This window comes from Priestia sp. D51 (assembly GCF_053345675.1).
This window is the reverse complement of record NZ_JBLTIR010000011.1, coordinates 67,230-79,261: the sequence shown is the minus strand read 5'-3', so window position 1 is coordinate 79,261 and position 12,032 is coordinate 67,230. Positions and strand designations below refer to the sequence as shown.

Genomic DNA, 12,032 nt, shown 5'->3' with positions numbered 1-12,032 from the left:
GTTCTACTGGAGCTACAGGTTCTACTGGGACTGCAGGGATTACTGGAGTTACAGGCCCTACTGGGACTGCAGGAATTGCTGGAGTGACTGGGCCTACTGGAGCTACAGGGATTACCGGAGCTACAGGTCCTACCGGAGTGACAGGTTCTACCGGAGCTACAGGTTCTACGGGAGAAACAGGTTCTACCGGAGCTACAGGTTCTACCGGAGCTACAGGGATCACTGGAGCTACAGGTCCTACCGGAGAAACAGGTTCTACTGGAGCTACAGGCCCTACTGGGACTGCAGGGATTACTGGAGTTACAGGCCCTACTGGGACTGCAGGAATTGCTGGAGTGACTGGGCCTACCGGAGCTACAGGGATTACCGGAGCTACAGGGCCTACCGGAGCTACAGGGATTACCGGAGTAACAGGTTCTACGGGAGAAACAGGTTCTACTGGAGAAACAGGTCCTACCGGAGTGACAGGTTCTACTGGAGCTACAGGCCCTACTGGGACTGCAGGAATTGCTGGAGTGACTGGGCCTACTGGAGAAACAGGTCCTACCGGAGTGACAGGTTCTACGGGAGCTACAGGTTCTACCGGAGCTACAGGGATTACCGGAGCTACAGGCCCTACTGGGACTGCAGGAATTGCTGGAGTGACTGGGCCTACTGGAGCTACAGGGATCACTGGAATTACAGGTTCTACTGGAGCTATAGGTCCTACCGGAGTAACAGGTTCTACTGGAGCTACAGGTTCTACTGGGACTGCAGGGATTACTGGAGTTACAGGCCCTACTGGGACTGCAGGAATTGCTGGAGTGACTGGCCCTACTGGAGCTACAGGTCCTACCGGAGCTACAGGACTCACTGGAGTGACCGGGCCTACTGGAGCTACAGGTCCTACCGGATCTACAGGTTCTACTGGAGCTACAGGGATCACTGGAGTGACCGGGCCTACTGGAGCTACAGGGATCACTGGAGTGACCGGGCCTACTGGAGCTACAGGTCCTACCGGATCTACAGGTTCTACTGGAGCTACAGGGATCACTGGAGTGACCGGGCCTACTGGAGCTACAGGTCCTACCGGATCTACAGGTTCTACTGGAGCTACAGGGATCACTGGGATAAGTTTTACGACTAATTCTATGTTTGCAGGCAACACAACTGGTAGTACTATTGCAGTTTTATTAGGTGGGACAAGTATTCCACTCCCTAGTAATCAAGATCTCGATAGCTTTACTGTGAATGGTACTAATACAACATTTACAGTTCCAGCTAATGGACGTTATTACATCACATACCAAATTAATCCTACGGCTACTTTACTTGCTGGATCCAGGCTTATATTAAATGGAACAACTCCAATTCCTGGATCCATAATAACTCCGGCTCTTGCTGTATCAAGCTACAATAATGATGTTATTGTTTCTTTAGCTGCAGGTAATACAGTTACTCTTCAATTATTTGGTTTAGTTGCTACGGTGGTTTTGACGGGTGGAGGATCTTCTGGAGCTGCATTGACAATTATTCGTTTATCAGGATAAAGGGAAACTATACCTAGCTTAACAATTAATAACAAACAATTAGTTAGTGGGTTTTCAGAGGGATTAGGTACACGTTTTACAGAATAATGTTCATAACACACAATTTGCAGCATTCGTGAATTAATGGAGAGACATAAAAGTTCTTCGCAACAGACAAAACAAGCAAGGTCATGGTCATCGCCTTCTTCTGGTGGAATTAAAATTAATCTTACGCAAGTAAATAAGATAAAAAAGCTGCCTCAAAACAGGGAATGAGGCAGCCTTCCTGATGTCACACTTGTTAAAATGTGAACGTCATAGCAATTTAACTATAACAATTTTATTACAAATATTCTATATTTTTCTTATTATTTTTATCAGTTAGATAAAATTGTGATAAATTTACATTATTTACCATTAAATTAAAGCCCAGCAAGGCCATCTCATAAAAAAATTCATCTAAAACCTTGTAAATTAGCTATTGAAATAGCTGAATAATACATTTACTGTTAAATATGCCGAAAGTTTTACAGTATTAGTAAGTAGGTGGTAGGAGATTTGAAGGAATGTAAGATTCGTTTGAGACACGCGTTACTTACAGAAATAGAAAAGGCCAAGGAAAATATGGTTCAGGTAGCAAAAGAAGAAGGAATTGCAAGCAAGAGTACATTGCAAGTAAGCCAGTCCATTGACCAACTGTTAAATGAATTACATAAGGTAACTTCAACAAAGCAATAGTTATTTTTTTATAAATAAAAAACAATCGCATTGGCCTAGCATGAGAAAGCGATTATTCTTCAGTAAGTGGTGATTAACTTACTAATCGACTTGTAAATTATAAATAATTTAGATAATAAAGTAAATATTTTTGTTTCTAACTAAAAAGCTATCTCGACATGAGCAGACGAGATAGCTTTTTTATAGGATTGCCAATTATAAAGTACCAAAATATAATCGCGAGTAAAGAATAGCACATTTTTACCGTAATGGCTATTTTAGAATTAGTCAGCATTTGTATAACAGTTAGAGAGATCGCAAGTATGTGAAAGGTGTTGCTCAAAAAGCTACACAAAAAAAATTTAGGTACCAACTAAGAATCCTTTCCTTCAAAGGATTCTTTTTAATGATGTGTACAGAAAGAATAATTATGTTAACTAAATCTTTATAAAAATTTACAAAATGAAGAGACTGCCTTTTTGGGGATTAACATGATTTCTTTTGCTAATCGCTTAGTGGTACCAGGCAGATTCCTCACCGCGTCTTAATTAGTTGTGCTATTTAGTTCTTTGGATTGTAGAAGTAAAAGGATTTATATACTCAGATAAAAAGGTTTCTGTTTCTAGATGATTCAGGATTCTCTTGCTTTAATAGCCTTCTTATAATATGTTATACGCATTTAAAAAAGAGAAAAGCCACTGAATATATATCAGTGGCTTTTCTACTAGTAAAATGTTTTCTTTATCCATTGCTTTAATTAAGTTGAGTACATTTTTCTTTTAAATGCTCCAATACATTTATGAACAAGTATCCAATACATAGCTCATGATTTGTCACTAAAGTGTATCTTCTTTTTCTGCTAATAGTATGTTTAATCTTTCTTTCCCTCGATCAATAACTAGTAAAGCGTAGTCCTCAAGTATAGTAATAATATAAAAATAATTAAAATAATAAAGATTGAGTACTTTTAAGAATTTTTTAATAGTTTCCTTATAGAAATCTAATCTACCATTTCTTTTTTTATAATTTCTTTCATTTAAGATAGTAGTAATCATGAACATAAAGAAATTAGCCTATTTGTTTCCCTATTAAAACTTACAATGATATATGTTGTAAACACTAAAGGTCAACCTTATTTTTTAGAGTGAAAGGATAATACTAATATCCTTTAGATAAGAATTTTAAATCTTTATTCATTAAGAAGGAGGCTGATGTACATTTATGGATCTAGAAGTTTTTCGAAATTATTCCTTGCGTAGTTTAAAAAAAGATATACTCTCAGGTATTGTCGTTGGCATAATAGCTATCCCTTTAGGTTTAGGATTTGCAATAGCTTCTGGAATATCGCCTGTTACAGGACTTTATACGACGATTGTAGCAGGATTGCTAATTGCTATTTTAGGTGGATGTAGATTTCAAATTGCAGGACCTACCGGTGCGTTTGTTCCTGTTTTATTAGGAATTGTACTGCAATATGGTTACGAAAATTTATTGATTGCCGGCTTTATGTCCGGATTTATTCTTATTATCTTTGCAATATGTAGAGTAGGAACTTTAATCAAATATTTTCCTCCATCTATTATCGTTGGATTTCAGTCAGGAATTGCGCTAATTATCTTTAGTGGACAAATCCCTAACTTTCTTGGATTGCACACTATTGAAAAATATCAGTATTTTCATTTAAACACAAAAGAAATATTTGGCAGTTTACATTCTATAAATATTTATAGTATCGCTACAGCAGGATTGTGCTTAGCTACGATTTTAATTGTTCTTTACTTTTCACCCAAGTCTCTGGGAATGTCCTACTTAATTGGAATTATTGTATCCACTGGCATGGCGTCTATTTTCTTTGCTAATCAGTTTGAAACGATTGGCTCCATTTATGGAAAGATACCTAGTCACTTTCCATCTCCAACGGTTCCAAACATAACAGTGGAGAAAATAGTCACTCTTTTACCTTCTGCGTTTATAATTGCTATACTCGTAGGGTTACAATCATTGCTTACAGCTCGCGTGGCGGATGAAATGACAAAATTGAAGCATAGCAGCAAAAAAGAGCTGATTGGTCAAGGAATTGTCAATATGGTAACGCCAATGTTTTCAGGTATCCCCGCAGCAGGAGAGATTGCAAGGACCGTTACCAATATTAAAAACGGGGCCTCCTCTCCAATTGCAGGCATCACGCATGCTATTTTTGTTTTAATTGTACTCTTGGTACTGGCTCCCTATGCTTCGTACGTGGCACTTGCTAGTCTTGCGCCGGTACTAATGGTGGTGGCATGGAACATAAGTAAAAAAGAGCAGTTTATAAAGGTGGTAAAAGAAAAATCGTTTCACTCGTTGGTTTTACTCACAACCTTTCTGTTAACAGTGTTTACAAACTTGACCGTAGGAATAGCAGTTGGATTATGCCTGTCCGGTGTACATTTTATAATAAGAAAGAGAAAAGGCAAACACAGATTTTCGCGAGATACTACAATGTAAAATACATGATTTCGAAATAGAGGAGACGTATCTTTTGAACATAAAATATGTGTACTGATAGATATTAATTGAAGTACATATATCTTATGTTCTTGTTAATACAAGCGTAAAACCAATAGAGTAGCTAATTAGCTTCTAAAGTGAGAGATAGTAAATAATTGTCATATAACGAGACAAGTTACGGTAAATCCCTAACGGTGTTAATTGTAGAGGTGAGAAGAATTGAATGATGTATTTATTATAGTCTGGCTATCAATAATAGCTTGTGTCTATATCTTAGTAGTATTAATTAAGACCTTTATATTTGTTCCTACAAAAGTAGAAGGTAAGTCCATGTTGCCTACATTAAAAAATAATGAGCGTATTATTTTCAGAAGAAAAACCATTAGGTTAAACAATATCAACAGATTTGATGTAATTGTATTTTATATTAACAAGCAACACCCACTTGTTAAAAGAGTAATTGGTTTACCAGGTGATCATATAGAATATTGTAACCATAAGCTGTACGTAAATGGGGAAAAATACGAAGAAACTCATTTAGACACTTATACCAAAGAGACCGTAACCAGTTCGCCAACTGAAGATTTTAGACTCGAAGATTATACTGGTAGTAAAACAGTCCCAGAAAGTAAATTATTTGTTTTAGGAGATAATAGAATGTATAGCATAGATAGTAGATCACCTAAAATAGGAACAGTCTCAATAAATAACATTGTAGGGAAAGCGAAATTAACTTATTGGCCTTTAAAAAGGTTCAAATGGATTAAATGATCATTTAAAGGATCCCCTTTATAGAAGGAGCTTTTTTATCTATTCATGTAGGCTTATGTATATTAGCTAAAGGCGTCTACCATACATTGCCCAAGAACATATAAAAAGAACCCATTTTGACAAAAACTAATCAAAATGGGTTCTCTTCATGTAGATTAATTAAGGTCTATGGAAGTTGACCGTCTTATCATCATCCCCCGTTCGTTCAAACCAGCCTCTAAAGGCCCAGTTATCGTATCCCCCGTCACCTTCGTTAATGAACGTTCCTTCTTCAAATATCCAAACCCCGAATGTGATACCATCGTAATCTACAGTATCAAAATATTGTACACCTTGTAATTGATTAGAATTATAACCTTGACTTAAATTCATCACCACTACGTTGTACTGTTGACCCGATTCAAAAAAAGCTTTTTCCATAGCTCCTTTGACAAATCCACTTCGATTGTCAGCCGTTTTAGCTGCGTCTGCAATCGCTTGCCCAATTGCTACTGGATCAATCCCGACGTCTGCTCCAACTTCCGCAGCCTCCGCAGAGCCAACAGAACCTCCTAAATTCGGTAGAGCTAATGGCGTCGCTAACATAGCTATACCCACGGCAGAAGCTACAACAGCTTGTTTCGCTCTTCTCATTTGATCTCCTCCTATTTTAGTTGATTCTTAGAACAACTACCCTTTTTTTACCATTTTAAAACAAAAATGTATGATTAAGTTACGGAAGATAAATAAAAGAGAAAGTATTGTAAATATCTCAGCGATATCATGATAACAACAAAAGTCTATATAATTCCTACAATCTCTTTACTCTTTGTTTTATTTACTCTTTTAATTCTTACAAATTTAATAATTTTAAAAGAAGCTCTTAAAGATAAAATCAAGGTCTTCTTGTATTTGTACTTGATTTTATGTTGACTATAAAGCAAATAAATCGTTCCTGATTAAAAATTGTTTTGGAAATACATTAGTCGAGAGATTAATATAAATTAGCTTCAGTTAGAAAGATTTATTAATAGACAATATATTCATGGCTGTTTCTAAAAGTACAATATCTTCTTTTAGCATTGTTTTTACATCATTGAGTTCAAGATGTACGTATTCTTCTCTTAAACGCTCTAACTCCCTAATAAGTAAGGGTTCATTGCAGTATTTGTACTTTATCATCGATACGTAGCCCCTTTATATTTTGTTGTCATATATGATGATTCCCCTTCATTCATACAAATAACCATAAAATGAAATAAATCCCATTTTTTGATTTTAGATAACCAAAAGCAATGTGAAGAAAAGACAATTATATTAATCATCATATTTTAAATATTAAATAGAAAATGTATAGAAAGGTAGTGATTAAGCATTAGAAAAGCCCTGCATCTCTAAGAACACAGGGTTTTCTATAGTTTTGTATTGTATATTGTTCAAATTATTTACAGGGTTCTATATTGTACCATACAATATAGAACTAGACTACACTTTTTTATTTTAGAAACTTGACATCTAATCTCATGTCCAGAACATTCTAATAAGAAACATATTAAAGCCTACAATTCATTTAATACTATTAAAATTTTCGTTTAATATAAAGGAAGCATCTTAATATAATGAGTAAGATATACAGTTCTTCTTTTGTTTGTCGTAAAGAGATTTTATGTTAACTTATATTTAAAGTTTATTATAGGGCGTTTATAGGTACTTTATATACCTTTTTAATTAATTGAACATGAGCAGGATACCTAAGGGGTTTTTGAGAATCTTAGAAAACTAAGAAGATTGCCACGTATAGAGAAGTAATAAAAAAAGGGAGACTTTAATATGGACAACTTCGCATTAAATTTTTTTGATTTTCACGTATGGGCAAATGAACAAATATTTAAACGATTAAAAGAATTACCGGAAGATACGTACCACCAGAAAGTCGAGAGCGTCTTCTCATCCATATCTTCTTTATTATCCCATGTTTATCTTTCTGATCTTGGGTGGATAGAAGTTTTTGGTGGTGAAAGTATGAGTTATCCATTAAAGTTAGCAGAACAACAAAAAGAACAAACAGAGGGAAAAAACCTAGAGGAAATGAGGGTAATGTTTCATAAATTAGCAGAACGATATAAAGAATTTCTCAATCAAGAAGAAAACTTACATAAATCAATCATAATTGAAAATCCAGCTGGTGGAACAATGGAAACAAGCGTTAAAGATTTATTACCTCATATTTCCAACCACGGTACATATCATCGCGGTAATATTACAGCTATGTTAAGACAAATGGGATACGCTTCGATTCCAACAGATTATGGTCTTTATTTATTTTTAAAAACAAATAACAAATAAAGGCACAGCAATTGTGCCTTTTATATATCGAAAAAGTCTTGAACTTGCTTGTTTTTATCCATTCTTCGCACAGTACTCATAACCTTCTTCATAACGACGGGCGATGGTATGTAGTCTCTATTGTTACAAATGCGCCAAATGGTGTTCCTTGATACTTTGCTTCGCTCTGCAAAATCAACCTGAGCAATACCTTCTTGATCTAACCATCTCCCAAACTTCGATCTTTTAGGGTTTTTCCACCAGAACATAACCACCCCTCCTTATCTATTAGCCTGTCCACTTTTCATCAATTTGAATCATCTTTGGAGAAAAAGTAGGCATAAGGAAGGAATTTATACATAGAATAAAAGAAATTAAGTTGTTCTACACATGTTGTCGATATTTTGGTCATAATCATATAGCATGAATACAGTTAAGACCGCCTTATACACTGATAAGTAATGGGCGGTCTTTGTTATAGGTATTCCTCAAAATTAAACTTTACATAAACAAGCCCTTTTTCCTTTAAGTAAGGGAAAAGGGCTTGCTTTTTAGAAAACATTTAGATAATAGGCTGATAGCATTCTAGAAAATCATTTCTCAAAAAAGGTTTTTAACCACTTATTAAAACTCTTCTTTTGTTGTTGAGCTTTTTTTAACGTTCGAATTTCGCGAGCCATTGAAATTAATTGGCGGTCACGTTCCTCAAATTTTGCATCGATATAGCTTTGTATCTTTTTCATTTGTACTTCATGTGGTTCTAAGCTAAGGTTTTGTTTTTCAGTTGAAATGTTTGGTGGAGTGTCTGGTACTAAATTGAATTTTTTTGCAACGGTTATAACAGCTTTTTCTAAGGTCATTTCGGGACGGGCATAAACTTCTTTTAGTTCATAAAAAATGGTAACATCATCATTTGTATAAGCTAATTTACCTTGTTTTTTAGTAAACTGCACACCAATTTTGGCAAAATAGAAGTTGTATTTTCGTATCGTGGATAAAGGCAAACCAAGTATATCAGCTAACTCTTCGGTGGTATATGCTGCTTCTGCGGTTATGACTCTCAACATATGATCACCTCCTCTTATCAAAAGAAGTATTCGATATGTATATGTTAAAACCTTCAAGTAATAAGAGGAGGGAATGTTATACTTTATAATTCTATTGCCCATGTAAGAACAGTCAGTATTTGATGCAAGTATTCTTGTATGTCGAGCTATTTAATAACTCCATGGATTAAATATTTCCCCCATTCCCTCATCGCAATGGTTTCTCCAGCTTCAGCTGCTTTCTGTAACCACTTTTCACCTTCCAGTACATTTTGTTTCAACTCATGTTTTCCAGTTAATAAGCGATAGCCTAATATTCTCATAGCTATTGGTTCATGTACGTCAGCTGCTTTCCGAAGCCAATACTCGCCTTCTTCTACATTCTTTTCTACATCCAATCCTTCGAGTAGTCTGTATCCTAATACTCTCATAGCCATTGGATATTCCAACTCTGCAGATTTTCGAATCCACTTTTCACCTTCAGCTTGGTTTTTACCTAAATTTTCCCCAACAAGCAAGCGATAGCCCAATTCTATCATGGCCCATTGATCACCAGTATCGGCAGACTTTCTAAGCCATTTTTCACCTTCCTCAACATCTTGTTTCACTAGCTTTCCAGTTAGTAATTGAAACGCTAACTCATTCATTGCTCCATTATCTCCAGCTAGGGAAGCTTGCCTTAACCATTTGATTCCTTCTTCTACATGGATGTTACTTTTTTCTTTCTTTTCATTGAAATCGACAATATCGGCCATTTGTACACTGGTCACATTTTCTTCTTCATTTTGAGTCAAAATGTTATCCCCCTCAGCACTCCTGTTTTCACTTCATTTGCTTTTGATATTCATATGTAACCGGAACTTTATCCATTTTAACGGTTTTGGCCACGACATAACGACGATAGCCATCTTTTAAGACGTTCGATCCTTTTTCAATCGTCAATGGCTCATCTAAACGCCCTGTACGCTTCACAAAATCAATCACCTTTTGCGTTTTTTCAGGGTTTGGGCGTGTCTTTAAGAACTCTTCAGGAACGATGATATCATCAAATTTCAATAGATCCTGAGTTCCCTTCGGTTGGTTGGATAGTGTTGTCTTTTTCTCCTCTGTAGGCGCTTGTTGTACTTCTGGCTGGATAGGCTTTACTTCTTTCTGCTCTTCTTTTGCTACAGGTTGAGAAACAGGTTCTTGTGCCTCTTCCTGTTTAGTAGATTCCGTTTTCTCTTGGGCTTCAGAAGGCGCAGAAGCCTCTTGCTTAGGTTCTTTTTTCGCATCTGACTCATTCTTCTCTTTATCATTTTTATTCGGAAGAACGGTAATCTGGAAACAGATCACTCCTACCTCACCAGGACATTCATCAATCGGAATGTCTAATGTTGGTTCCCCTTGAATTAAGATTTTTTCATGCATGATACTTTTCTTCGTAAGCCCTGTTTTATTAAAGGCTTTCTTCGCAACAAACACCGTATACGAAATAAAGGTACTCTTCTTTAACCCCTTCGGCGCAGATGGTGACCCTTTTTCACGCATATCAAAAGCAACGTAGCGATCATATTCTCGTAATGGTCCTGTGGCTGATCCGGTTAACGTAATTTTGTGTGGCATAATGTTCTCCTCCTGCGTAGATAATTAGTTATTGTTTATTTAGAACACAGTTCTAAATAAACATATTCTATTAAAACATCAGCTTCTAAGAGATTTCTACTTTTTTTGATTAGGAAGCCGTGTCTTTTAACTGGTTATGTTGACGCAAACAGTCTTGTTCCTCTGGCGTTAAAGCTTGTCCTAGGTCTTGTTTTACCTGAGCGATCTCCAACAAGCTATACGTGGAGCTATGCTCCTGCAGCAAGTTCTCTTCTTTTAGCGTCAGTTCTTGACCTAAATCTTGCTTTAACTGGATCATTTCAAGCTGTTGATCCAAAGATATCTCTGTTTCTTTTGGAGCTTCTTCTTGCTGCTGTTCAGCCTTTAACCAATTTGGAACGAGTTCCTTACGGATAATCCGTTTTGGAGTCGCTAATGTTGTTTCTTTGCTTTCGTTATGTATAACTTCTTGTTGATTTGCGTATACTGATGAATAATCCTGACTTTTAGGCTTTGTTAAATCATAGAATTGATTTTTCGCAATCTGATAGATTAATCGACACATATCCCGTAGGGATAACGGATTGCCTTGTTGATTAGCTTCATGGACATATTTATCTAACCCAACAATGGTTGAATACGCGATTTCATGTATTTGCTCTTTTTTAATCTCAATCTCTGTATCTCGCTTCACGGCTTTTGCAGCATTTTGAATGCGAGCATAGAAGTCTTGTAGTTGATGTCCATATTTACCTGCATAGACTTGATTGACTTTCTTAGGTACACCTTTGATATAGCTGAAGGCCTGTGAAACAGATATTAAATGATTATTTATATGATTTACAGGTAAATCAAGGTTAATAAAGGCATCAGATGATTTATCGGCCTCTAAGCTTCGTGTATCAACGTTTTCAGCACTTTCTGGAGACGTCACAGGACGTGTCACAGGAGTGGTCATTTCTTCTTGTTGAAGCGTTTGTATTCCTGTTGTATCATGGGCAAAAAAGATTTCGTCGCAAATGTGATGAAAGTTCTTATGGCTTTTAAGGATAAATACATAACTGTCAGGATGAGTACCTGTTGTATCTTCTTTAATGTAACGAGCGACAATGATAAACGGTGTCGCTTTTAACGAGCGTACAAAACGAGAAACGGTACTTTTGGAGACATTAAATTTCTTCATAAGTGTTTCAGAACGGATCGCTTGAATGCCCGTAGCCACTAGGTTATAGATGACATGATCGAGCATTTCCATTCTCTTTTTAGGAAATTCTTTATGTATAGCAGATTGTTGTTGTTTAAAGTGGGTACGAAGAATGTCTAAAAACTCTTCTTTCTTTTTGCGAAGCGTGGACTTGTTGGTCCATAACCATTTGAACCGTCCATTGAAGGTATCTACATCTTTTAAATAACAGGTTAATATTTTTGTCATTTGTTCATCTTCTCCTTTAAGGAACACAAAAAAGACACTGTTTCCCTGGAAAAAGGAAAACAATGTCTTGATTTTGATGAACTAAGCCCTTGAAATAGCTGTCAATTTCATATAAAATAAAAACATAAGTTTTATTTTATAGAAAAACTAACTCTATTAACAAGAGACTTCGACAAGTGT

Annotated in this window: 12 protein-coding genes; 5 read left to right on the top strand and 7 right to left on the bottom strand. The window is 36.1% G+C overall.

Annotated features, from left to right (window positions below):
• The 4 genes from ACNHOZ_RS25945 to lepB form a co-directional block, all read left to right on the top strand.
• Positions 1–1,529: BclA C-terminal domain-containing protein (locus ACNHOZ_RS25945; RefSeq protein ID WP_447697373.1), on the top strand; the 1,529-nt coding region annotated here is incomplete at its 5' end.
• Positions 1,530–2,066: 537 nt separating this feature from the next.
• On the top strand, positions 2,067–2,246 hold the full coding sequence (locus ACNHOZ_RS25940) for an aspartyl-phosphate phosphatase Spo0E family protein (protein WP_260504214.1): 180 nt from the start codon (positions 2,067–2,069) through the stop codon (positions 2,244–2,246).
• A gap of 1,200 nt (positions 2,247–3,446) precedes the next feature.
• The gene (locus ACNHOZ_RS25935; protein WP_447697372.1) at positions 3,447–4,712 is read left to right on the top strand and encodes a SulP family inorganic anion transporter; all 1,266 of its coding nucleotides are present in this window, start codon (positions 3,447–3,449) and stop codon (positions 4,710–4,712) included.
• A 222-nt stretch (positions 4,713–4,934) separates the two neighbouring features.
• Positions 4,935–5,486: a signal peptidase I gene (lepB, locus tag ACNHOZ_RS25930; RefSeq protein WP_447697371.1), complete on the top strand. Its 552-nt coding sequence runs from the start codon at positions 4,935–4,937 to the stop codon at positions 5,484–5,486.
• Between the two features lie 159 nt (positions 5,487–5,645).
• Here the strand turns inward: lepB and ACNHOZ_RS25925 are convergent, their stop codons facing one another.
• Both ACNHOZ_RS25925 and ACNHOZ_RS25920 read right to left on the bottom strand, forming a co-directional pair.
• A complete protein-coding gene (locus tag ACNHOZ_RS25925; protein ID WP_221817190.1) occupies positions 5,646–6,119 on the bottom strand; it encodes a stress protein in 474 nt (157 codons plus the stop codon).
• Between the two features lie 360 nt (positions 6,120–6,479).
• The gene (locus ACNHOZ_RS25920) at positions 6,480–6,647 is read right to left on the bottom strand and encodes a hypothetical protein (RefSeq protein ID WP_221817191.1); all 168 of its coding nucleotides are present in this window, start codon (positions 6,645–6,647) and stop codon (positions 6,480–6,482) included.
• A gap of 648 nt (positions 6,648–7,295) precedes the next feature.
• Between ACNHOZ_RS25920 and ACNHOZ_RS25915 the strand changes: the two genes are divergently transcribed.
• Positions 7,296–7,811 carry a DinB family protein gene (locus ACNHOZ_RS25915; RefSeq protein ID WP_447697370.1) on the top strand — a complete coding sequence of 172 codons (516 nt, stop codon included), beginning with the start codon at positions 7,296–7,298 and terminating at the stop codon, positions 7,809–7,811.
• Between the two features lie 20 nt (positions 7,812–7,831).
• Here the strand turns inward: ACNHOZ_RS25915 and ACNHOZ_RS25910 are convergent, their stop codons facing one another.
• The 5 genes from ACNHOZ_RS25910 to ACNHOZ_RS25890 all read right to left on the bottom strand — a co-directional run bounded on the left by ACNHOZ_RS25910 (position 7,832) and on the right by ACNHOZ_RS25890 (position 11,852).
• Positions 7,832–8,059, bottom strand: a complete 228-nt coding sequence (locus ACNHOZ_RS25910) for a helix-turn-helix domain-containing protein (RefSeq protein WP_048021905.1) — start codon at positions 8,057–8,059, stop codon at positions 7,832–7,834.
• A 324-nt stretch (positions 8,060–8,383) separates the two neighbouring features.
• On the bottom strand, positions 8,384–8,857 hold the full coding sequence (locus ACNHOZ_RS25905) for a hypothetical protein (RefSeq protein ID WP_447697369.1): 474 nt from the start codon (positions 8,855–8,857) through the stop codon (positions 8,384–8,386).
• A 146-nt stretch (positions 8,858–9,003) separates the two neighbouring features.
• Entirely contained in the window at positions 9,004–9,630 is a 627-nt protein-coding gene (locus ACNHOZ_RS25900; protein WP_447697368.1) for a tetratricopeptide repeat protein, read from the bottom strand.
• Positions 9,631–9,658: 28 nt separating this feature from the next.
• Positions 9,659–10,441 carry a plasmid stabilization protein gene (locus tag ACNHOZ_RS25895; protein WP_099000596.1) on the bottom strand — a complete coding sequence of 261 codons (783 nt, stop codon included), beginning with the start codon at positions 10,439–10,441 and terminating at the stop codon, positions 9,659–9,661.
• A 109-nt stretch (positions 10,442–10,550) separates the two neighbouring features.
• Positions 10,551–11,852, bottom strand: coding sequence for a replication protein (locus ACNHOZ_RS25890; RefSeq protein ID WP_447697367.1), 1,302 nt, complete (start codon positions 11,850–11,852; stop codon positions 10,551–10,553).
• Between the last annotated feature and the right edge of the window lie 180 nt (positions 11,853–12,032).